This is a genomic window from Streptomyces sp. NPDC058812, from assembly GCF_042744565.1.
GTDB classification, from domain to species: domain Bacteria; phylum Actinomycetota; class Actinomycetes; order Streptomycetales; family Streptomycetaceae; genus Streptomyces; species Streptomyces thinghirensis.
In genome coordinates this window covers 47,301-68,424 of record NZ_JBHYOB010000013.1, presented here as the reverse complement: position 1 = coordinate 68,424, position 21,124 = coordinate 47,301, and the positions used below count along the sequence as shown (strand labels likewise).

Sequence of the window (21,124 nt, the reverse complement as noted above, 5' to 3'; positions counted from 1 at the left end):
TTCAACGGCACGGGTAGTGAGCAACGCGGCATTCAAGTTGCTTACGAGTAAAAGGAGGTGTCGTGGACCACATATCCACGAACGCCGCTTTCCCGCCGCCGAACCCCCCGATACCCGCCTCCCCAGGCGGGTATCTCGCTGTGCGGCTCCGGCCGGGGACGGGCCGGTGACCGCCGCACCGACGGACGCGGGCCTGCGGGGCACACCGACGCTCGGCGCCTTCACCAGCGGCCAGTTGCGAAGACTCGGCGCGGTCGTCGGCCTGCCCGGGGCCGACGTCGAGACGTACGCCCGGGTCCTGACCGACTCGCTGGGCCCGGTGGCCGAGCGGTCGCTGGAACTGCCGCCGCCCAGCCGCACGTTCCTGTCCGACGACCACACCCCCGTGGAGTTCTCGCTCTCCTTCCAGCCGAACGCGGCGCCCGCCCTGCGGGTGCTCCTGGACCCGGGCTGCGGCGCAGACAGCCTGGCCCAGGGCGGCCGCGTCGGACTCGAGGCGGTCCGGGCGCTGGCCCGGCGCTGGCACTTCACCACCGGACCGCTCGACGACCTGGAGGACCTTTTCCTCCCACCCTCTCCGCAGGGTGCCCTGGCCCTGTGGTGCGCCCTGGAGCTGAGACCGGGCGGCGTGCCCAAGGTCAAGGTCTATCTGGACCCGGCCGCGAACGGGCCGGAACGTTCCGCCGGGACGGTGCGCGAGGCTCTGCACCGGCTGGGCCACCGGCAGGCCTTCGCCAACCTGCCCCAGGGGAGCGGGTACCCCTTCCTCGCCCTGGACCTGGGGGACTGGGAGGAGCCCCGGGCGAAGGTCTACGTGCGCCATGACGACCTCACGGCCGGCCAGGCCGGGCGGCTGTCCCGGATGTCTCCAGGGCCCGGTCCCGCGGCGATCGAGGGATTCTTCCGTACGGCCGCGGGCCTCGGCCCCGACGCGACCGGGCTCAGCAGACGGCCCGGCCTGTCCTGCCACTCCTTCACCGACACCGCGTCCGCCCGACCGAGCGGTTTCACCCTCCACATCCCGGTCAGGGACTACGCCGGGCACGACGGGGAGGCCCTGGCACGGGCGGCGAGCGTGCTGCGCCACCACGGCATGGACGCATCGGTGCCGGCCCGCGCCCTGGCCGCGCTCACCGACCGGCGGCCCGAGGACGGCGTGGGGCTGATCGCCTACCTGGCGCTGGCCCACCAGCAGGACCGCCCGCCGCGGGTGACGGCCTACCTCTCCTCGGAGGCGTACGCGGTCAGGCCGCCGGCCGCGGAGGCCGTCCGCCACCCGGTGGCGGTGCACTGAGCGGACCCTCCGGACCCCACAGGGCTCCCCGTGAGACCCACTGGGAGCCCTGGTCACGGACGGGGTGGCCGGGCGTCGGCGTCGGCGCCCGGCGGGACGGCTACACGGGCAGCGACTCCCGGAACTCCGCGAGGTACGGGCCCACGTCGACCTGGATCGAGGCGCCCTGGGTCCGGCCGTAGCGCTGGACGATGGCGGCGAGGTACGTGCCGATCTCCTCGCGCATCTCCTCCGCCGCGGGCAGCTCGGCCTCGCCGTCGACGATCCGCGCCACCCACTGCGCCTGGGCCTCCACCAAGCGAGTGATCGCTCCCACGGGACGGACGAGTCCGACGAAGTAGAGGCCCGGCCGGCCGGGCGCGACCACCCGTCTGTACAGCTCGACCGAGCCGTCCGCCGTCACCGGGCAGCCGGCGGGGAGGAAGGGGAAGGTCATGTGGAAGCCGGTGCAGTACACGACCGCGTCCGCCATCACGGAGGTGCCGTCGGTGAAGACGACCCGGTCGCCGTCGAAGGAGGCGATCGCGGGCTTCGGGGTCACGGCGCCGTGCCGGATCCGGCTGAGGATCTCGTCCGAGAGGGTCACGGCGGAGGAGAAGAGCGGGTGGTCGGGCTCGGGCAGGCCGTACTCCGCCAGCCTGCCGCGCGCGACGTGCAGGGCCTCCTCGGCCCACTTGCGCCGCTCGGCGAAGGACATCTCGTTCCACCACGGCGCTTCGGCGATCTCGTCGAGCGACTTCCCGTACAACTGCTTGGGCACGATGTGCAGTCCCCGGCGCACCGAGAGCACCGTCTCGGCGGCATGCCGGGAGAGGTCCGCCGCGATGTCCACCGCCGACGCCCCGAGACCCACCACGACCACCCGCCGACCGGCGAAGTCGGCGCCGTCGCGGTAGTCGAGGGAGTGCAGAACCGTGCCGGTGAAGGACGCGGAACCCTCCGGGAGAGGGTCCGGCAGGGCCGGGTCGGTGTGGTGCCCGGAGGCGACGATCACCTGCTCGAACCGCCGCGTCGCCATCGCGCCGTCCGCGTCCCGGCTGACGACCGTCCACCGGCCGTCCGCGTCCTGCTCCACGGAGACCACCTCGGTCCGCAGTTCGACGTGGTCGCGCAGGCCGGCCCAGTCTGCGAAGGCGCGCAGATAGGCGGCGACCTGGCTGTGCCGGGGGTAGAGCGGGTACGGGTCCGGCATCGGGAAGTCGGCGTAACCGGTGAGCTGCTTGGCGGTGTTGAGGTGCAGCGACAGGTATCCGGGACCTCGCTCGCCGGCCTCCGGCTGGCGCCAGATCCCACCGACGTCGGGTGCCTTCTCCAGGCAGACGAAGTCGATGCCGCGCCCCTTGAGGGCGTGGGCCACCGCCAACCCCGACAGACCCGCACCGATCACACACACGCGCACGCGACGTACCCCCAGGACGTACTCAAGCTCCCCCGATCATGCATTGAATGCCCATCAGCATCCCTGCGCACACCAGCACGAGGGATGAACAGACGTGTCGGTGCTCACGTTTCGTCTCTTCACCGGCCCACGGTCACGTCCGGCGCAGATCACTGACCCGGCGCAGATCACTGACCCTGCGCAGCTTGCCGAGCGAGCGCTCCAGGGTCTCCGGGTCGACGATCTCCACCTCGACGGTGACGCCCACACCGTCCTTGACGCCCTGGCCGATCGCCGCGGCGGCGGCCGCGCGCTGCCCGGGACCGGCGTCGGGGCGGGCCTCGACCCGTACGGTCATGTGGTCCATGCGGCCGCGCTCGGTGAGCTGGATCTGGAAGTGCGGGGCGACACCGGGGGTGCGCAGCACGATCTCCTCGATCTGGGTGGGGAAGACGTTCACCCCGCGCAGGATGATCATGTCGTCGCAGCGGCCGGTGACCTTCTGCATCCGGCGGAAGGCGGGCCGGGCGGTCCCGGGCAGCAACCGGGACAGGTCGCGCGTGCGGTACCGGATGACAGGGAGCGCCTCCTTGGTGAGTGAGGTGAAGACGACCTCACCCTCCTCGCCCTCGGCCAGCACGGTGTCGGTGAGCGGGTCGACCACCTCCGGGTAGAAGTGGTCCTCCCACACGTGCAGCCCGTCCTTGGTCTCGACGCACTCCTGCGCCACGCCGGGGCCGATCACCTCGGAGAGCCCGTATATGTCGACGGCGTGGATGTCCATGCGCTCCTCGATCTCACGGCGCATCTCCTCGGTCCACGGCTCGGCACCGAAGACGCCGACCTGGAGGGAGGTGGTGCGCGGATCGACACCCTGGCGCTCGAACTCGTCGAGCAGGGTGAGCATGTAGGACGGGGTGACCATGATGATCTCGGGCCGGAAGTCCTGGATGATCTGCACCTGCCGTGCCGTCATGCCGCCGGAGGCCGGGATCACCGTGCACCCGGCGCGCTCGGCGCCGTAGTGCGCGCCGAGGCCTCCGGTGAACAGCCCGTAGCCGTAGGAGATATGCACCTTGTGACCGGGACGGCCGCCCGCGGCCCGGATCGAACGGGCGATGACGTCCGCCCACATGGTCAGGTCGTTGTCCGTGTAACCGACGACGGTGGCACGGCCGGTGGTGCCGCTGGAGGCGTGCACGCGCCGCACGTCGGCCATCGGGACGGCGAACATGCCGAAGGGGTAGGTGTCCCGCAGGTCGGCCTTGGTGGTGAAGGGGAACCTGGACAGGTCCGCGAGGCTCCGGCAGTCGTCGGGCTTCACCCCCGCGGCGTCGAACTTCTCGCGGTACAGCGCCACGTTCTCGTAGGCGTGCCGCAGCGTCGTGCGCAGCCGGTCGAGCTGGAGTTCCCGGAGCTGCTCCCGCGAGAGCCGCTCGGCGTCGTCCCGCAGGTCGTGGGGGAGGGGCTCTCCCCGGCGGGGTGCCGGGGCCGTCCCGGTCGTCGGCTGGCTGCTCATCGCGACTCCTTCGTCGTCGTGCCCGGCGTCTCGCGCGCCGTGGTGTCCCGCACGCTGCGGCTGCGTCCGCGGAACTCCGCGATCACTTCCGCGCCGCGCCGCACCGTCACGTCGTAGACACCGCTGCGGCCGAACCGGGCCCGCTCCTCGGCGCGCGCCACGAGCACGTCGCCCTCGCGGGCCGGCGCGACGAACACGATGTCGGCACCCGCGGCCACGGTCACCGGGCCGTGGCTGTTGCACGCGCAGGCGAAAGCGGTGTCGGCGAGCAGGAACAGGTAGCCGCCGTGGGCGATCCTGTGTCCGTTCACCATCGCCGGGGTCACGGTCATACGGAGCACGGCGGTTCCCTCGCCGTGCTCGACCAGCTCGATGCCCAGCCGCCGGGACGCCTCGTCCGCGGAGAACATCACCTCCGTGGACGTCGGCTCAGCGGCCTGCGACACCTTTCCCACCACGTGGTCCCACCACCTTGTTCTCCCGACCGACCATTCGGTTAGCACATGGCAGGGCACAGTAATCCAGCCGTGCGGTTGCCCTGTCAAGAGTGTGGCCGGCGAGGGTCCGGGTCTTGCCCGGCACCGGGAAACACGTCACACTGGTACCGAACGAATGGTCGGTTGGGAAGCTGGTGACGATGACCACGACACACGCCGCCGAGGCGCCGCCCCCGGACGGGTTGCAGGAGCACTTCGACGCGACGATCGCGCACGACCAGCGCATCGAACCGCGCGACTGGATGCCGGACGGCTACCGGAAGACGCTGGTCCGGCAGATCGCCCAGCACGCCCACTCGGAGATCATCGGCATGCAGCCGGAGGGCGAGTGGATCACCCGCGCGCCCTCACTGCGCCGCAAGGCGATCCTGTTCGCCAAGGTCCAGGACGAGGCCGGCCACGGGCTGTACCTGTACTCGGCGGCCGAGACGCTCGGCGCGGACCGCGACGACCTCACCCAGCGGCTGATCGAGGGGCGCCAGAAGTACTCGTCGATCTTCAACTACCCGACCCTGAGCTTCGCGGACGTCGGCGTGATCGGCTGGTTCGTGGACGGCGCCGCGATCTGCAACCAGGTCCCCCTGTGCCGCAGCTCCTACGGGCCGTACGCGCGCGCGATGGTGCGCATCTGCAAGGAGGAGTCCTTCCATCAGCGGCAGGGCTACGAGCTGCTGATGACGATGATGCGCGGCACCGACGCCCAGCGCGAGATGGTCCAGGACGCGGTGAACCGCTGGTGGTGGCCGTCCCTGATGATGTTCGGCCCGCCCGACGACGCCTCGCCCAACTCCGCGCAGTCCATGGCCTGGAAGATCAAGCGGCACAGCAACGACGAACTGCGCCGCCGCTTCGTCGACATGACCGTCCCGCAGGCCGAGAAGCTCGGCGTCACCCTGCCCGACCCGGAGCTGCGCTGGAACGAGGAGACCGGGCACCACGACTTCGGCACCCCGGACTGGGACGAGCTGATGCGCGTCATCAAGGGCGACGGCCCGTGCAACGAACAGCGGATCCAGCGGCGGCGGACCGCCCACGAGGAGGGCGCCTGGGTGCGCGAGGCGGCCACCGCCCACGCGGCCAAGCAGGCGGCCCGTACGAAGAAGGGAGCGGCGGCATGAGCGCCGACGAGCGGGGCTGGCCGTTGTACGAGGTGTTCGTGCGCGGCAAGCGCGGCCTCAACCACGTCCACGTCGGATCGCTGCACGCCGCCGACGACACCATGGCCCTCACCCACGCCCGCGACCTCTACACCCGGCGCAACGAGGGCGTGAGCATCTGGGTCGTGCGCTCCGAGCACATCGCCGCCTCCACCCGCGACGAGAAGGACCCCTTCTTCGCACCCAGCGCCGACAAGGTCTACCGCCACCCGACCTTCTACGACATCCCCGACGACGTCCCCCACATCTAGGAGCAGGGCATGAGTGACGACCACGTCTACCTGACCCTGGCCGAGGGGCACGAGGACGACAGCCGCTGGGCATACGGCACCGGCTTCGAGGACCCGCTGCACGGCGTGGACACCACCGTGCCCGAGGGGGTCGACGCCGGTGAACTGGCCGCGGACTGCGTGGCGCTCGCCGACGACGCCCTGGTCTCGGCGCAGCGGCTCGCCGAGTGGGTCACGCGCGCGCCGGAACTGGAGGAGGAGGTGGCGCTGGCCAACATCGGCCTCGACCTCCTCGGCCAGGCCCGTCTGCTCTACTCGCGCGCGGGTCAGGTCGACGGCACCGGCCGCGACGAGGACGCCTACGCCTACTTCCGGGACGCCGGCGACTTCCGCAACGTGACGCTGGCCGAACTGCCCGGCGGCGACTTCGCGTTCGCCGTCGTGCGGCTCCTGGTTCTCTCCAGCTGGCGCCTGGCCCACTTCCAGCGACTCGTGACCCACCCCGACCCTGTCCTCGCGGCGGTCGCGGCGAAGGGCGTCAAGGAACTGACGTACCACCGGCAGTACGCCGCCGAGTGGGTCGTACGCCTGGGCGACGGCACGGACGAGTCGCACCGCAGGACGCGCGCGGCGCTGGAGCGGATCGCCCCGTACTTCGGTGAGCTGCACACCGCGTACGACGTCCGGGACGAGGTCGCCGACGACCTGCGCCAGGTCACCGAGGCGGCCGGACTGCCCCTGCCGGTGTACCGCCCGCTGCCGGGCTCCGGCCGCGCCGGCGAGCACACCGAGCATCTGGCGCCGCTCCTCGCGGAGTTGCAGGGCGTCGCCCGTGCCCACCCGGAGGCGACATGGTGACCGGCGGCCTGGCACCTCTGGACGCACGCCGCGCCCGGCACGTCGCCGAGCAGGTGCCCGACCCCGAGCTGCCCATGCTGACCCTCGCCGACCTCGGCGTGCTGCGCGGCGTCGAGGTGTCCGGGGACGGGACCGTGGTCGCGAGCCTCACCCCGACCTACTCGGGGTGTCCGGCCATGGCCGAGATGCGGGCGGACGTCGCCGCGCGCCTGCGGGAGGCGGGGTACGCGCGCGTGGAGATCCGCACGGTTCTCGACCCGCCCTGGACCACCGACTGGATCACCGAGGCCGGCCGCCGCAAGCTCACCGAGCACGGCATCGCCCCGCCCGGCGCCGCGCCCCGCGGCCCGGTCTCCCTCGTCCTGTCGCCCACCCGGCCCGCGGTGCCCTGCCCCCGGTGCGGCTCGGCGGACACCGAGGAGACCTCACGCTTCGCCGCCACGTCCTGCAAGGCGCTGTGGCGCTGCCGGGCCTGCCGCGAGCCGTTCGAGTACGTCAAGGAGATCTGATGGCCCCGACCGCCCCCGCCTCGGCGACCGCCTCCGCCTCGGCGCCGCCGGCGCGCACCCGCCGCCGTCCTGCCTTCCACCGGCTGCGCGTCGCCGCCGTCGAGCGGCTGTGCGCGGACGCGGCGGCCGTGAGCTTCGAGGTCCCGGACGAACTGGCCGAGGAGTTCGCCTTCGCGCCGGGGCAGTCGCTCACCCTGCGGCGCGAGCTCGACGGCCGGGACGAGCGCCGCTCGTACTCGATCTGCGCACCGGCCGGCACGGTGCCGCGCATCGGGGTCCGGGTGGTGCCGGGCGGCCTGTTCTCGTCGTGGCTGGTGAGCGAGGTGCGTCCGGGCGACACCGTCGAGGTGATGGCCCCCACCGGCTTCTTCACGCCCGACCTGACCACCCCGGGCCACCACGTGCTGATCGCTGCCGGTTCGGGCATCACGCCCATGGTGTCCATCGCCGAGTCGGTGCTGGCCGCCGACGACCGCTCGTCCGTCACCCTGTTCTACGGCAACCGCCGCACCGACACGGTGATGTTCGCCGACGAACTGGCCGACCTGAAGGACCTCCACCCGACCCGTTTCCACCTGGCCCACGTGCTCTCCCGCGAGCCCCGCGAGGCCGAGGTGCTCTCCGGCCGCCTGGACGCGGAGCGGCTCTCGGCGCTGGTCGACTCCCTGGTGGACGTGGAGGGCGCGGACCACTGGTGGCTGTGCGGACCGCAGGGCATGGTCGCCGACGCCCAGCAGGTCCTGACCGGCCTCGGCGTCCCGGCGGACCGCGTCCACCGGGAGCTGTTCTACGCCGACGACGAACCCGTGCGGGAGGTCCGTCACGAGGAGGCCGGCCCCGAGGGGCCCGTCAGCGAGGTCACCATCACCCTGGACGGCCGCTCCACGACCTCCTCCCTCTCCCGGGAGCGGAGCATCCTCGACGGCGCCCAGCAGACCCGCCCCGACCTGCCCTTCGCCTGCAAGGGCGGCGTCTGCGGCACCTGCCGCGCCCTGGTCACCGACGGCCGGGCCGACATGCGCCGCAACTACGCGCTCGAAGCGGCCGAGGTCGACGCCGGCTACGTCCTGACCTGCCAGTCGTACCCGGTCTCGGAGAAGCTGACCGTGGACTACGACAGCTGAGCCGGCCGCGCCCTCCGGTGAGCGGGCGAACACTATGAACGCAATGATCGAAGGGGTGGCCCCGGCCTCGGCGGATTCCTGACATCCGGGCTCGCAGCGCAACTTCGCGCCGAGCACGTACAGGAGCCGCTTCGTGACCACACCTGACGCGCCCACCCGTGTCCCCTGGGCCTCCCACCGCCGACGCCGTCCGGCGGTGGTGGCCGCCGTCCTCGCCGCCGTCTTCCTCGGCACGCTCGGCAACGTACCGGCCGCCCACGCGCGGCCCGCCTCGCCCGCGCAAACCGCCTGCCCGCCCGACCTGGCGGGCCAGGCGCGGTGCTACACCGGCCAGGACGCGGGCGGCGCCCACTACACGATGGCCGTGCCGGCGGACTGGAACGGGTCCCTCGTCGTGCACGCCCACGGCGGCCCGGACCTCGGCGACTCCTCCGACCCGTCCCGCGGCACCGACGACCTGGAGCGCTGGGCGGTGATGGTCGACGAAGGGTATGCCTGGGCCGGCTCCGCCTACCGCCGCGGTGGCTACGGAGCCCGGATGGCGGCCGCCGACACGGAGAACGTCCGCCGCCTGTTCGCCGAGCGGTTCGGCCGGCCGGGGCGGACCTACCTCCACGGTCAGTCCTGGGGCGGCAACGTCGCCGCCAAGGTCGCCGAGACCTACGGCAGGCGGCCCGGCGCCTACGACGGAGTGCTGCTGACCAACGGTGTCCTCGGGGGAGGATCGCGCGGCTACGACTACCGGGTCGACCTGCGAGTGGTCTACCAGTACTACTGCCACAACCACCCCCGCCCGACCGAGCCGCAGTACCCGCTGTGGCAGGGGCTGCGCCCGGACTCCGCCATGACGACGGCCGGGCTCCGCGCCCGTCTGCAGGAGTGCACCGGGTACGCCTCCGAACCCGAGGACCGGACCGCGCTCCAGCGGCGCAACCTCGACGACATCCTCGCGGTCACCCGCATCCCGGAGCGCACCCTGGAGTCGCATCTGAGGTTCGCGACCTTCACGTTCCGGGACATCGTGACGAACCGGCTCGGCGGCCGGAACCCGTGGAGCAACCGGGGTGTGCGGTACTCGGGTTCCCACGACGACAAGGCGCTCAACGCGGGTGTCGAGCGCTTCTCGGCCGACCCCTCCGCACGCCGTGACCTCTCCTACGACAGCGACCTCACCGGCGGGGTGTCCCTCCCCGTCCTCACGCTGCACGCGATCGACGACCCGACGGCCTTCGTGGAGCACGAGGCGGCCTACCGCGCCACAGTCCAGGGCGCCGGCCGGGGCGGCAACCTCGTCCAGACGTTCACGAAGGAGGCCGAGCACAGTTCGCTGAGCGACTCCGAGTACGCCAACTCCCTCTCCACGCTGGACGCCTGGGTGCGCTCCGGCCGCAAGCCGACCCCGCGTTCGGTCGCTGCCTCCTGCGGCGCCTTCGACGCGACGTACGGCACTTGCTTCTACGACCCCGGATTCCAACCCGCGCCGTACGCCTCGCGGGTGCGGCCCCGGCCGGGCGGACTCGGCTGGCCCGCCATGACCGCGGCGCAGGAGCGGGCGTGGAGCCGGATCGACGGTGTGGGCATCGCTCCCTAGCTCCCTTAAGGTGGGGCGGGTGACCGCTCAACCGTCCTCTGCCAGCACCTCCCGGATCACATGGCGGGCGTTGCCGGCCATCGCCGGGTTGGTATCGCGGTAGTACGGCAGCGCGATGAGCGCCTGGGAAAGCGTCCGTCCGCGGCCGCGCCGCCAGGCGGCGTCGTCCACGCCGAGCGCCTCGCGGAAGACCTCCCTCGCGCCGGCCGGCAGCAGATTCCAGGCCGGGAAGAGGTCGCAGGCCGGGTCGCCCACTCCCATGCACCCGAAGTCGATCACCGAGGACAGCCTGCCGCCGTTCACCAGCAGGTTGCCCGGCATCAGGTCGGCATGCAGCCACACCGGCGGTCCGTCCCAGGCCGGGGCCCGCAGCGCGTCCTCCCACACGGCGGCCAGGGCATCGCAGTCGATACCCTCCTCGGGGAGGCCGCGCAGTTCCTCGATCGCGGACCGGGTCGCCTCGTCGAGCGTGGCGAGCGGGCCGCCGCGATGGGCCCGCGGCGCGTCCGGCAGGGTGACGCTCCGCATCGCCGCCACGAACCCGGCCAGATCCCCGGCCAGCAGCGCGGGTTCGCTCAGCGCTCCGGCCTCGGGAGTCTCTCCGGGCAGCCACCGGTACACCGACCACGGCCACGGATACCCTTCGCCGGGCCCGCCGTCCCCGAGCACCTCGGGGACGGCGGTGGGCAGCAGGGGCGACAGGCGGGGCAGCCACTCCCGCTCCGCCAGCACGTCTTCGACCCCGCCCTCGATCAACGGCAGCCGTACGACCAGGTCGTCGCCGAGCCGGTACATCGCGTTGACCGTGCCACCGGACGGGAAGCGCTCGACCGGCAGCCCCGCCCACTGCGGGAACTGCCCGGCGACCAGGCGCCGTACGAGACGGTCGTCGAGGGGATGCAGGCCCTGCTGCGTCTGCCCTGAACTCATGGGACTCATCCGATCCCCCGACGCCGACGGCCGTCAAACACTTTCCCGTCCGCCGGACGGCGAGGTCGGTCAGACGCCGAACTCCGAGGGCGACACGCCAAGGGCGGTGCAGGCCTCGCGGATCGCGTACTGCTCGGACGGCTCGAAGACCCCGTCGGCTCCGGCGATGACCATGCCGGTCTGGATGACCGCGCGGGCCTCCGCGGGCTTCTTGGCGGCCTTGGCGATCACCTGCAGGGCCTCGCTCTTGCCCAGCTCGAAGTTGGCGACGAGCTTGTCGACGTGCTGGTTGAAACGCTGGCGGAGCTGGTCGGCCGGGAAGTTCTGCAGCACCTCGTTGGAGACGATCAGCTCCTCCACGCGCTGCCGCTCCGCCGGCTCCACCTGTCCGTCGGCCGCGGCGACCAGTGCGCACATGGCCATGCTGGCGTCCCGGTAGGCGCCGCTCTTGAGTTCGGTCTTGACCGATGCGAGCTGGGTCTTGAACATCCCGATCAGCTGGGCCTTGGAGCCGCCGGAGGAGGAGCCGGGCCGGCCGGATCCCTGGTGCCCCTGATGTCCCTGCGGCCCCTGCCCGGGTCCGCTCGCTCCCCGAGTGCCCTGGGACTGCTGGAAGGTCTTGGCCTGGTCCTTGATCTTGTCCCACATCGCCACTCGTGCCACCTCGGCTTCTGTTGCTGCTGCGTGTCCGTCTTGGTCCTTGGCCGCGATTTCTCGCGGCTACCAGGATGAACGCACCCGGGGGTCGCTCGGTTCCCGAAAGGCAAAGACCAGGCAAAGTGTCTCACGGTGGCGTAGTAGGCTGCGCGACCAGGAGTTGACGGTCGGTCGGCATGGGTGGGGGGGCGTGACGTGTGGCTCGGCTGAATGCGTCACCGGTCACTCCCGAGCCTCGCGAGCCGCTCCGTACTCCCTCCGCGCGACGCACGGTGTGGTCGCGGGAGGTCGGCTGGTTCGTCGCGATCGGCATCGTGTCGACCGTCGGACAGGCCCTGCTGTACTGGGCGCTGCGCCTGTGGTGGCCCCCGGCCGCCGCCAACCTGGTCTCCCTGCTGGTGCTGACCGTGCTGAACACCGAAGCGAACCGGCGGCTGACGTTCCGGCACACCGCCGCGGGAGCGGCCCGTGCCCATCTGGGAGCCGGTGGCCTCTTCCTGCTCGGTTACCTGGTCACGTCCGGTGCCGTGCTGTGGTTCAGGCATGCCGAGCCCGGCGCCTCGCCCGCCGCCGAGACCGGAGTCCTCGCCGCCACGTCCGTCGCCGTCACCGTCGTGCGCTTCGTCGTCCTGCGGCTGGCCGTCTTCCGCGGCCCCGTTCGCCGACGACGCTGAACCGGGCGGCGCCCGTCATGCCCCGAAGCTGCGACGGGAAGCCTCGATGTGGCCCAGGTACTGGTGGGTCCAGTCGCACATGTGATGAGTCGTCTTCAGCAGTCCCCGCCCCGGCTCCGTGAGGGTGTACTCGACCCGCGGCGGCACCGTGGGGTGCACGCACCGCTCCACCAGCCCGTTGCGCTCCAGCATGCGCAGGTTCTGCGTGAGCATCTTGTGGCTGATGCCCTCGATCTCGTCTCGCAACTCGCCGAACCGCAGGGTGCGATCACCCAGCGCCTCGATGAGCAGAAGCGCCCACTTGTTGGCGATGTCCGAGAAGATCTCCCGTGCCAGGGAGTCCGCGCGCGTCAGGTCCGCGTCGTCGGGCGAGCCTGCGAACTGCTTGGTCACCATCAGGTTCCCCAGTCACTGAAAAGTGCGTTCTTCCATGTCAGCGGTCACTCTCCTACGGTTTCCGAGTAACCACAAGAAACCGACCAAGAAACCGACCACAAGAGCAAGTGGCGAGGAGAGAGAAGTCATGGCCATCACCCTGGTGAACCCCGGCGGACTGCCGGAGATCGACGTCTACCGGCAGGTGTCGATCGCGTCCGGATCGAAGCTGGTCTTCATCGCCGGGCAGGTCGCGTGGGATGCCGACGGGACCACGGTCGGCGGTGACGATCTCGCCGCGCAGGCCGAGCGGTGCTACCTCAACGTCGCCACCGCCCTGGCCGCCGCCGGTGCCTCCTTCGACGACGTGGCGAAACTGAACGTGCATGTCGTCGACTGGACCCCCGACAAGATGCCCCTGCTGCTGGAGGGCATCGCCCGGGCGACCGCGAAGCTGGGGGTCACCGCGGCACCGCCGGCCACCCTGCTGGGTGTCGCGGCGCTGGACGTGCCCGAGCACCTGATCGAGGTCGAGGCCACCGCGGTCGTCGACTGAACCCGACGGAGCCGTTTGAGGATCCGAGCTCCGGACACGCGATTGCTGGGCGCCGCCGTCCGGCGGGCGCCGACCGCGAACGTGATCGTGTGGAGGCCAGTAAATGGTGGAGAGGAACGGAACGGGCGGCGGACCGCTCGACCGTCCGGCGATGCCCCAGGAGGAGGCGGAGCTCTCTCCGCCGTACCGTTTCCAGCGTCAGCAGCGCCCCGGTCTGGAAGAGCGGATGGAAGTGCGCCCGCGCTACCTCGCCCCCCACTACCGGGGCTCCGGGAAGCTCGCCGGGAAGATCGCGCTGATCACCGGGGGCGACTCCGGAATCGGCCGTTCGGTGGCTGTGCTCTACGCGCGCGAGGGGGCCGACGTCGCCATCGTCCACCTGCCCGAGGAGCAGAGCGACGCCGACGAGACCAGGGAGGCGGTCGAGAAGGAGGGCCGCACCTGCCTGCTGTTGCCGGGCGACCTGTGCGACCCGGCCTTCTGCGCGGATGCCGTCGAACGCACCGTCGCGGAGCTGGGCGCCCTGAACGTCCTGGTCAGCAACGCCGCCTACCTCAACAGCCAGAACAGCCTGTCCGACCTGACCGCCGAGGACTTCGACCGGGTCTTCAAGACGAACGTCTACGCCTACTTCCACCTGGTGATGGCGGCCCTGCCGCACCTCTCCCACGGTGACGCCGTCATCGCCACCGCGTCCGAGGAGGCGCTCAAGGGCAGCGAGATGATGATGGACTACGCCGCCTCGAAGGCGGCGCAGGTCGTCTTCACCAAGTCCATCGCCCCCCACCTCGCCGAGCGCGGCATCCGCGCCAACATCGTCTCCCCGGGCCCCACCTGGACGGTGCTCAACCTGGCGGGGCAGCGGTTCCCCGACGACTATCTGACCAACCTGGGCAGTTCGTCCCCCATGGGACGGGTCGCCCAACCGGAGGAGGTGGCCCCCGCGTACGTGTACCTGGCCTCCGACGCGGACTCCAGCTTCACCGTCGGCGAGGTCATCGCCGTCACGGGCGGTCTGACGGACACCCGCTGAACTCGGTGCCGTCGCGCCCGTCGGTCAGCCGTGTACCGGTGCGGACGGTCGTCGCGAAGTCGTGGCGCAGGACGGGCCAGCACTCCTCGTGGTCGATGTCGGCCGTGTCGTAGACCAGCGGGTGCGCGGGGCCGCGACCGCGGCGGCTACGCGGCGGCCGCGGCCAGATCGGGCCCGAGCGGCTTCTCCAGCAGCAGGGCCTTGCCCCGCTTCGCCGCCGGCGGTGCCAGCTCGGCCTGGACGGCGGGCCCAGACGGCGGCCAGCCGCGTCTCGGGCCCGGCGGCCAGTACCCGGGCGTGCATGGTGCGGGCCCAGGGGGCGGGGGCAGCGGTCACGGTTCCTGTCCTCCTGGTGCTCTTCGTGGTCTCTTGGTGGGTGCGCGGGGAGAAAGCGGCGGTGCGCTCACGGCGCGAGGCGGCCGAGGCGGGCGTCGGCACCGGCGGGGGAGTAGAGGTACCCCACGACCACGGCGGCGGCCCGTACCCACTCCTGCTCTCCCAGGCATGGGCGGTCGCCACCCCACTGGCCCTGCGAACGGCACTGGAGCAGGCGCGGCGGGAACGGCCCGGCAGTGAAACGCCGTCGTCGCCTCCTGCGGGGCCCGGGAGGTCGTGGCATCCGGCCGACCGGCACGGCGTCGTCGGCGATCCCCGGGAGCGGTGACGTACTACTGCGGGGTCGTGCGGGCCCGGTCGTGCTCCGACGTGCCGACGTGATGGCGGCAGCCCGCGTCGTGCTGTGCGCCCAGAGAGGTCCACCACCGCTCGCAGCAGTCGTCGCGGAGGGGGACGCGGGCGGCAGCGGGGCGGGTGCACCTCGGGCCGTGCACGGTCCCGTCGGAGTGCTGCCAGAATGCGCAGCAGGGTTTCAGCGCGGCGGCGAGCGGCTGCTGCCGGCGGGGGCGTGCCAGCCGCTCGGCACGCTGTGCCCGTGCGACCCGCAGCCGGTGCTCCGTCCGGGCGCGGGCGGCACACCAGGCGAACACGGCGGCGGCGTACAGGCCGGGCAGGGCGAGCCACGGGTGGTGGGCGGCCGCGTATCCGGCCGCCGCGAGAAGGAGGGCGGCGGCGGCACGGCACGCGCGGGCGGTGCGCAGGCTCGGCGTCACAGGGAACTCCCGTTGGTCGGCGACGGAGAGGGCCTCGGGACATCCGTATGCCCGCTGTTCGCCGTCGTACGTGCCAGAAATCGCCGTCGGCATCGCGAACTGGGCGGCACGCGCACACCGGGACCCTTGCTGTCCTGCGACCGGCCCGAGACCGACCGGCGCACCGTCGAAGTTGGCCTGAAGCACCCGCAGTGGACGTCCCGCCCCTGTTGCGTGAACCGCTCCTGACGGCGGACGAGTTCGAGGCCGACCACGCTCTGCCCGGGCGGGAGGGTCTCTGCCGCGCGTCCCTGGCCGCCCCGGACGCCGGTGTCACCGATGCAGCCCGGGCCGACGCGTCTTCGGCGCACCGCCGTCCCGCTTCACGGCGAGTCACCGAAAGCCGGGCTAAGGCTGTTCGTTCTCCTGCGCCCGTTCCCGTGCGTGGTGGCCCAGGGCGGCGCTGCGGCTCGTCGCGAGGTGATGGAGGACGAGCGCCTGTACGCGCTCGACGTCGCGCTCCGCGATCGCCTGGTAGAGAGCCTCGTGTTCCAGCGCCACGGCCAGCAGGTCGTCGTGCTGGCCCATGAGCCACCGCAGCCGGCTGCGCAGGACGCGCTCGAGTTCGTTGAGGAGTTCGTTGGCGGCCAGGGAGATGACCGTCTGGTGGAAGTCGGCGGCTGCCCGGCGGGCCCGCACCGCGTCGTCCGCGCGGGCCGCCTCCAGTTCGGCGTCCACCGTCGCGCGGAGTCTCTCCAGCCCGGAACGCGTGTGCCGCTGGGCGGCGAGCCGGAACGCCAGGGTCTCCAGGCCCGAACGGACCTCGTCGAGATCGGCGATGTCGCTCGTGGTGAACTCCCGTACCACCGCCCAGGACCGCGGTCGAGGCGTCACCAGGCCCTCGGACACCAGGGTCTTGAGGGCCTCCCGGACGGGCAGCCGGCTCACGCCGAGCGCCTCGGCAAGCTCCCGTTCCACCAGGCGGCTGCCCGGCCGCCGCGCACCGTCGACGATCTCGTCGCGCAACTGCCGCGTGACCCGCTCGGACTCGGGCGTGAAGCCCTCTGACGCAGCCATCGCCGTCCTTCGTCTGTCTTCCCGTTCCGAGGCGCGCCGACCGCGCCGGTGCGGAGCGTCGGTCGGGCGGCCCGTCAGAATACCCCGCTGCCGGTGTGGCCGGTGTGCGGCCGCCCACCGGGGCGGGAGAGGGACGGGACTCGGCGGTTTCAGCCTGCCCTCGGGGGCCAGTTGACGATCTGCTTGGGACGCGGTCGCGCGTAGGTGCGCACCTTGGACGTGGACAGGCCGAGCCGGACCAGTGACTCGGCGATCGTCACGGCGGCGGCGATCCCGTCGACCACGGGCACACCGGTGCGTTCCACCACGCGTTCGGCGAGGCCGGCCATGCCCCCGCAGCCCAGGCAGACCACTTCCGCCCGGTCCTCCTCGACCGCGCGGGCGGCCTGCGCGGTGATGGCGTCCACGGCGGCCTGTTCGTCCCGTTCCAGTTCCAGTACGGCGAGTCCGCTGGCGCGCACGGAGGCGCATCTGGCGCTCAGTCCGGCCACCTCCAGCCGCTCCTCGATCAGGGGGACCGTGCGGTCGAGGGTGGTGACGACGGAGTAGCGGCGGCCCAGGAACTGGGCGGTGCTCGCCGCGGCCTCGGTGATGTCGACGACGGGGACGTCGAGCAGTTCCTGAAGGCCCTCCCGGCCGTGTTCGCCGTATCCCGCCTGGATCACCGCGTCGAACGGCTCCGGGTGTGCGCGGACGGTCTCCATGACGGCGATCGCGGCGAGGTAGCTCTCGTAGTTCCCCTCGACGGACTCCGCGCCGAAGGCGGGGGTCAGGGGAACGATCTCGGTGCCGGGGGAGGCCGCGCCGGCCGCCTGCTTGCCGATCGCGTCGGTGATGGACTGCGTGGTGTTGACGTTGACCACGAGAATGCGCATGGGCGGGCCTTCTGCTCGAGTGGGGTGTGGCGCGGCGGCGGAGCTATTCCGCGGCGACGGCGATGGCTTCGCCGTCCACGTCGCGGATCGGCGAGGCACGGTCGGCGATGAGCGCGTACAGCGCCGCGGCGATGATCGCGCCGACGAACCAGGAGAATCCGGCCGCGGCCTGGAAGTAGGGCACCAGGGCCACGACGACGGCGATGGCGGCGCTCGGCACGAAGGCGGCGACGGCCCGCGGGTTGTAGCCGCGGCGGTAGTGGTACTCGGCGCCCGCCTGCTCGGTGTAGAGGGCCGGCACGTTCACCCGGGACTTCCGCAGCAGCCAGTAGTCCGCCATGATCACGCCGAACAGGGGGCCGAGCAGGGCGCCCAGCCCGCCGAGGAAGTAGTTGACGACGACCGGGCTGTTGTAGAGGTTCCAGGGTGTGATCACCAGGCCCAGGATCGCGCTCACGAGGCCGGCCCGGCGGAAGTCGAGCCGGTGCGGGAAGAGGTCGACCAGGGCGTAGATCGGTGCCACGAAGTTGGCCAGCAGGTTCACCGCCACGGTCAGGGCGATGAGGGCGAGTGAGGCCACGGCCAGCAGGAACATGTTGGGGACGGTCCTGACGATGTCCGTCGGGCTGGTGATGACGTGCCCGTCGAGAGTGAACTGGGCTCCGCTGAGGATCGCCACGATGACGGCGAAGAAGAGCATGTTGACGGGGATGCCGATCACGTTCCCGCGGACGATGGAGCCGCGGCTCCTCGCGGACCGGGTGAAGTCGCAGAAGTTCAGGACGAACGTCCCGTAGATCACGACCCACAGGGCGGCGGCCTGCAGGACCTGGAGCCACATCGCGCCGCCGGTGAGCGGCTCGCCGTTGGACAGGCTGATCGAGCCGTCCGCCCGGACGAACATCCACACCGCGAGGGCGCACATGGTGAGCAGCGTGGTGGGCGCCGCGAAGGCCATGTACCGGCGGATCATCTGCATCCCGTAGCTCACGATGACCACTTGCAGGGCCCACAGGACCAGGAAGGTGATCCAGCCGAGCGTCGACTGGCCGAGCAGGGAGTTCCTGTCCAGGCGGGCCAGGCCGGGGAACATCGCCACCAGCAGGGTGCTCAACACCGCGGAGGCGAGGTAAGTCTGGATACCAAACCAGGCGATGGCGACGGCACCTCGAACGGCGGCCGGGAGCTTCGCTCCCTTGATGCCGAACGCGATGCGGCTCATCACGGGGAAAGGGACGCCGGTCTTGTGTCCCATGAATCCGGACAGCGTCAGCAGCAGGAAGAGCAGGACCGACGCGAGCGCGAAGGCGGCGAGGATGCCCCACACGTTCAGTCCCAGGGCGAACAGTCCGATGGCGAAGGCGTAATTCCCAAGGCTGTGAACGTCGTTGGCCCACAGCGTGAAGACGTTGTAGGCGCCCCAGCGGCGCCCTTCCCTCTTCGTCGGGGCCAGGTCGTACGTGTAGAGACCCGAGCTGGGGGTGGCGTCGCTGGTCTCCGCGGGCGAGCGGCGGTCTTCCAGGGCAGTCATACGGGACTCCTGGGATCAGGTGCGGGGGAATTGGAGAGTTCCACAAAGCGGAAGCGGCGTTCCGATGAACAGAACGTAGTTTTCGCCAAACGGCACCGTCAAGAGGCCTGCGGCAAATGGAATACCATTTTTGAACCCCCGCGCTTCCCGGCCACAGCCCTCACACCATCCCCGGGCGCGCCACGGCCCGCTCGTCACCGCCCTCCTCGGGCTTGTCGTGGGCCTGTTGCCCGCGCTCACCGCACCGGCCGCCGCGGCGTCGCCTTCACCTTCACCCGCACCGCGCGCCGCCACCGGGGCGGCCGGGTCTGGATGACGTACTCCACCTGCGACACGGGTAAGCCGGACTACCAGGTCTGGATGATGTCGATGCCGCTGAACGCCGACCCGCTCGTGCCGGGCAACTGGCAGCAGCACCAGGGCGCGGTCTTCTCGCGCGCGGACGACCGCGGCGTGTTCGGCCCGGGCCACCACGCCTTCTTCAAGTCTCCGGGCGGAAAGGAGGCCTGGATCGTCCACCACGCCAAGACCACGTCCGTAACACCTACAGCAACCGCACGACCCGGGCGCGGAAGTTCACCTGGCGGGCCGACGGCAGCCCCGACTTCGGGCGCCCGCTCGGGATGGGCGCCACCCAGGACCTGCCCGCCGGCGGTCCCGGATCCGGCAACTGCTGGATCAACGACGACGGCCGCTCCAGTGGCCCCGGCGGCGTCACCTACGGCGGTGCCTGGAACTCCGGCACGGGATGCGCCACGCAGTGCTTCTGGGGCGACGACCACTGGAGCGACCGCGCCGGTGCCACGGCCACCTTCTCCTTCACCGGCACCCGCATCGCCCTGCTCTCCGTCAAGGACACGGGCAACGGCTACGCGGCCGTCAGCGTCGACGGCGGCTCACGGGAGAGCACAACTCCCAGTCCGAGGCATCCTTCGTGAGCGTCGACCGCGCAGAGGTCTACGTGAACCGACGCGCCCGGCCGGCCGCCCCCTCAGTGCCGCTCGTGGCCCTCCGTGCTCTCTCTCAGGACGAGCCGGTGGGCCACGATGCGGTCCTGGGGCGACAGCACACCCGAGTCGGCGCCGTCACTCACGCCGTCCGGTCCCGTCGCCTCCTCGATGCGGCGCTGGAGCAGTTGCACGGCGACCTTGGCCACCGCCGCCTTGTCGGGGGCCACCGTGCTCAGCGTCGGTACGCTGAAACGCCCGCCCTCCACGTCGTCGAAGCCGATGACGGCGACGTCCTCCGGCACCCTGACGCCGTGCTCGTGCAGGGCACGCAACGCGCCCAGCGCCAGCTGGTCGTTGAGGCAGAGCAGCGCGTCCGGCCGCGCGCCGCCACGCAGCGCCCGCGCCACGGCCTCGGCGCCGTCGGGCATCCGGAAGGATTCGACCGGCAGCAGGGCCGCCGGATCGTAGGCGATGCCCGCCTCCGACAGGGCGGCACGGTAGCCGCGGGTGCGGGCCTCGGCCGTCCCCAGACCCGAGTCGTCGCGCCCGCCGACGGCGAGGACGCGGCGCCGCCCGAGACCGATCAGGTGGTTCGTCGCCTCGCGCGCGGCACTCTCGTTGTCGATGGCCACGTGGTCGGCGCCCTCCTCCAGCAGCTCCCCGAGCAGCACGGTGGGCGGGGCGCCCGCACGATCACGCAGGTCGTCGGCGGTCAGGGCGAGCGGGCTCAGGATGATCCCGTCAACGAAGGCGGAGCCGAAGCCGGCCAGCGCCGCCAGCTCGTGGTCGCGATCCGCCCCGGACTGGTGGATCAGCACCGTCAGGGAGCACTGCTCGGCCTCGCGGATCACATGCCGCGCCAGCTCGGCGAAGTACGGGATGTCCAGTTCGGGAACGACCAGGGCGATGATGCCGGTGCGGCCCTTGCGCAGGTGACGCCCGGCCAGGTTCACCCGGTAGCCGAGCTGCTCGATGGCCTCGCGCACCACCTGCCTGGTCCGGTCGGAGACATGGGCGTAGTCGTTGATGACATTGGACACCGTCTTCTCCGACACGCCCGCACGACGTGCGACGTCCTTGATCCTGGGCCGTGCCACCGAGACCTCCCTGCCTCTCACGCGAGAGCCGAGTCTATGTCCCGGCACCGCACCGGCCCGAGCGCAGGTCGGAGTAACTCCCCGGCATGACTCCCCGTGCACCGTCGCCGCCGCCCGTCTCCGG

Annotated in this window: 22 protein-coding genes and 1 pseudogene; 12 read left to right on the top strand and 11 right to left on the bottom strand. The window is 71.7% G+C overall.

Annotated elements, in window-relative coordinates:
• Positions 1-166: 166 nt before the first annotated feature.
• Positions 167-1,294 (top strand): tryptophan dimethylallyltransferase family protein, encoded by a 1,128-nt coding sequence (locus ACFW48_RS25345; RefSeq protein WP_386318142.1) that lies wholly within the window; start codon positions 167-169, stop codon positions 1,292-1,294.
• Between the two features lie 100 nt (positions 1,295-1,394).
• Here the strand turns inward: ACFW48_RS25345 and ACFW48_RS25340 are convergent, their stop codons facing one another.
• The 3 genes from ACFW48_RS25340 to paaI all read right to left on the bottom strand — a co-directional run bounded on the left by ACFW48_RS25340 (position 1,395) and on the right by paaI (position 4,601).
• Positions 1,395-2,693, bottom strand: coding sequence for a flavin-containing monooxygenase (locus ACFW48_RS25340; RefSeq protein ID WP_386318140.1), 1,299 nt, complete (start codon positions 2,691-2,693; stop codon positions 1,395-1,397).
• 133 nt (positions 2,694-2,826) lie between these two features.
• Positions 2,827-4,191, bottom strand: coding sequence for a phenylacetate--CoA ligase PaaK (gene paaK, locus ACFW48_RS25335; protein ID WP_386318138.1), 1,365 nt, complete (start codon positions 4,189-4,191; stop codon positions 2,827-2,829).
• Positions 4,188-4,601: a hydroxyphenylacetyl-CoA thioesterase PaaI gene (paaI, locus tag ACFW48_RS25330; protein ID WP_386318392.1), complete on the bottom strand. Its 414-nt coding sequence runs from the start codon at positions 4,599-4,601 to the stop codon at positions 4,188-4,190. Before paaI ends, paaK begins: the two co-directional genes overlap by 4 nt.
• Positions 4,602-4,828: 227 nt before the next feature.
• On the opposite strand from paaI, the gene paaA reads away from it, so the two are divergent.
• The 6 genes from paaA to ACFW48_RS25300 all read left to right on the top strand — a co-directional run bounded on the left by paaA (position 4,829) and on the right by ACFW48_RS25300 (position 10,157).
• On the top strand, positions 4,829-5,806 hold the full coding sequence (gene paaA / locus ACFW48_RS25325; protein ID WP_386318136.1) for a 1,2-phenylacetyl-CoA epoxidase subunit PaaA: 978 nt from the start codon (positions 4,829-4,831) through the stop codon (positions 5,804-5,806).
• Positions 5,803-6,096 (top strand): 1,2-phenylacetyl-CoA epoxidase subunit PaaB, encoded by a 294-nt coding sequence (gene paaB, locus ACFW48_RS25320; protein ID WP_386318134.1) that lies wholly within the window; start codon positions 5,803-5,805, stop codon positions 6,094-6,096. Before paaA ends, paaB begins: the two co-directional genes overlap by 4 nt.
• Positions 6,097-6,105: 9 nt before the next feature.
• The gene (paaC, locus tag ACFW48_RS25315; protein ID WP_386318132.1) at positions 6,106-6,933 is read left to right on the top strand and encodes a 1,2-phenylacetyl-CoA epoxidase subunit PaaC; all 828 of its coding nucleotides are present in this window, start codon (positions 6,106-6,108) and stop codon (positions 6,931-6,933) included.
• On the top strand, positions 6,927-7,442 hold the full coding sequence (gene paaD, locus ACFW48_RS25310; RefSeq protein WP_386318130.1) for a 1,2-phenylacetyl-CoA epoxidase subunit PaaD: 516 nt from the start codon (positions 6,927-6,929) through the stop codon (positions 7,440-7,442). The genes paaC and paaD overlap by 7 nt, the downstream gene beginning before the upstream one ends.
• A complete protein-coding gene (paaE, locus tag ACFW48_RS25305) occupies positions 7,442-8,566 on the top strand; it encodes a 1,2-phenylacetyl-CoA epoxidase subunit PaaE (protein ID WP_386318128.1) in 1,125 nt (374 codons plus the stop codon). Before paaD ends, paaE begins: the two co-directional genes overlap by 1 nt.
• 133 nt (positions 8,567-8,699) lie before the next feature.
• Positions 8,700-10,157, top strand: coding sequence for a hypothetical protein (locus ACFW48_RS25300; protein WP_386318126.1), 1,458 nt, complete (start codon positions 8,700-8,702; stop codon positions 10,155-10,157).
• A 27-nt stretch (positions 10,158-10,184) separates the two neighbouring features.
• Here the strand turns inward: ACFW48_RS25300 and ACFW48_RS25295 are convergent, their stop codons facing one another.
• Positions 10,185-11,087 carry an aminoglycoside phosphotransferase family protein gene (locus tag ACFW48_RS25295; RefSeq protein WP_386318124.1) on the bottom strand — a complete coding sequence of 301 codons (903 nt, stop codon included), beginning with the start codon at positions 11,085-11,087 and terminating at the stop codon, positions 10,185-10,187.
• Between the two features lie 69 nt (positions 11,088-11,156).
• A complete protein-coding gene (locus ACFW48_RS25290; RefSeq protein WP_310875114.1) occupies positions 11,157-11,741 on the bottom strand; it encodes a TerB family tellurite resistance protein in 585 nt (194 codons plus the stop codon).
• A 200-nt stretch (positions 11,742-11,941) separates the two neighbouring features.
• Between ACFW48_RS25290 and ACFW48_RS25285 the strand changes: the two genes are divergently transcribed.
• Positions 11,942-12,418, top strand: a complete 477-nt coding sequence (locus tag ACFW48_RS25285; protein WP_386318122.1) for a GtrA family protein — start codon at positions 11,942-11,944, stop codon at positions 12,416-12,418.
• Between the two features lie 15 nt (positions 12,419-12,433).
• Here the strand turns inward: ACFW48_RS25285 and ACFW48_RS25280 are convergent, their stop codons facing one another.
• Positions 12,434-12,814, bottom strand: coding sequence for a winged helix-turn-helix transcriptional regulator (locus ACFW48_RS25280; RefSeq protein ID WP_386318120.1), 381 nt, complete (start codon positions 12,812-12,814; stop codon positions 12,434-12,436).
• 127 nt (positions 12,815-12,941) lie between these two features.
• On the opposite strand from ACFW48_RS25280, the gene ACFW48_RS25275 reads away from it, so the two are divergent.
• The 3 genes from ACFW48_RS25275 to ACFW48_RS25265 all read left to right on the top strand — a co-directional run bounded on the left by ACFW48_RS25275 (position 12,942) and on the right by ACFW48_RS25265 (position 15,046).
• Positions 12,942-13,349: a RidA family protein gene (locus ACFW48_RS25275; RefSeq protein ID WP_386318118.1), complete on the top strand. Its 408-nt coding sequence runs from the start codon at positions 12,942-12,944 to the stop codon at positions 13,347-13,349.
• Positions 13,350-13,500: 151 nt separating this feature from the next.
• Complete coding sequence (locus tag ACFW48_RS25270) at positions 13,501-14,382, top strand: SDR family oxidoreductase (protein ID WP_386318390.1); 882 nt, start codon at positions 13,501-13,503, stop codon at positions 14,380-14,382.
• 301 nt (positions 14,383-14,683) lie between these two features.
• Positions 14,684-15,046: a hypothetical protein gene (locus tag ACFW48_RS25265; RefSeq protein ID WP_386318116.1), complete on the top strand. Its 363-nt coding sequence runs from the start codon at positions 14,684-14,686 to the stop codon at positions 15,044-15,046.
• 4 nt (positions 15,047-15,050) lie between these two features.
• Here the strand turns inward: ACFW48_RS25265 and ACFW48_RS25260 are convergent, their stop codons facing one another.
• From ACFW48_RS25260 to ACFW48_RS25245, 4 genes are all read right to left on the bottom strand, one after another.
• Complete coding sequence (locus tag ACFW48_RS25260) at positions 15,051-15,491, bottom strand: hypothetical protein (RefSeq protein ID WP_386318114.1); 441 nt, start codon at positions 15,489-15,491, stop codon at positions 15,051-15,053.
• 387 nt (positions 15,492-15,878) lie between these two features.
• Positions 15,879-16,547, bottom strand: coding sequence for a GntR family transcriptional regulator (locus ACFW48_RS25255; protein ID WP_386318112.1), 669 nt, complete (start codon positions 16,545-16,547; stop codon positions 15,879-15,881).
• A gap of 149 nt (positions 16,548-16,696) precedes the next feature.
• Positions 16,697-17,422: an aspartate/glutamate racemase family protein gene (locus ACFW48_RS25250; RefSeq protein ID WP_386318110.1), complete on the bottom strand. Its 726-nt coding sequence runs from the start codon at positions 17,420-17,422 to the stop codon at positions 16,697-16,699.
• A gap of 43 nt (positions 17,423-17,465) precedes the next feature.
• Entirely contained in the window at positions 17,466-18,953 is a 1,488-nt protein-coding gene (locus ACFW48_RS25245) for an NCS1 family nucleobase:cation symporter-1 (protein WP_386318108.1), read from the bottom strand.
• A 291-nt stretch (positions 18,954-19,244) separates the two neighbouring features.
• Between ACFW48_RS25245 and ACFW48_RS25240 the strand changes: the two are divergent.
• A pseudogene (locus tag ACFW48_RS25240) lies at positions 19,245-19,920 on the top strand (family 43 glycosylhydrolase); the annotation flags it as partial.
• A gap of 24 nt (positions 19,921-19,944) precedes the next feature.
• On the opposite strand, the gene ACFW48_RS25235 reads toward ACFW48_RS25240, so the two are convergent.
• Positions 19,945-21,000: a LacI family DNA-binding transcriptional regulator gene (locus ACFW48_RS25235; protein WP_386318106.1), complete on the bottom strand. Its 1,056-nt coding sequence runs from the start codon at positions 20,998-21,000 to the stop codon at positions 19,945-19,947.
• Between the last annotated feature and the right edge of the window lie 124 nt (positions 21,001-21,124).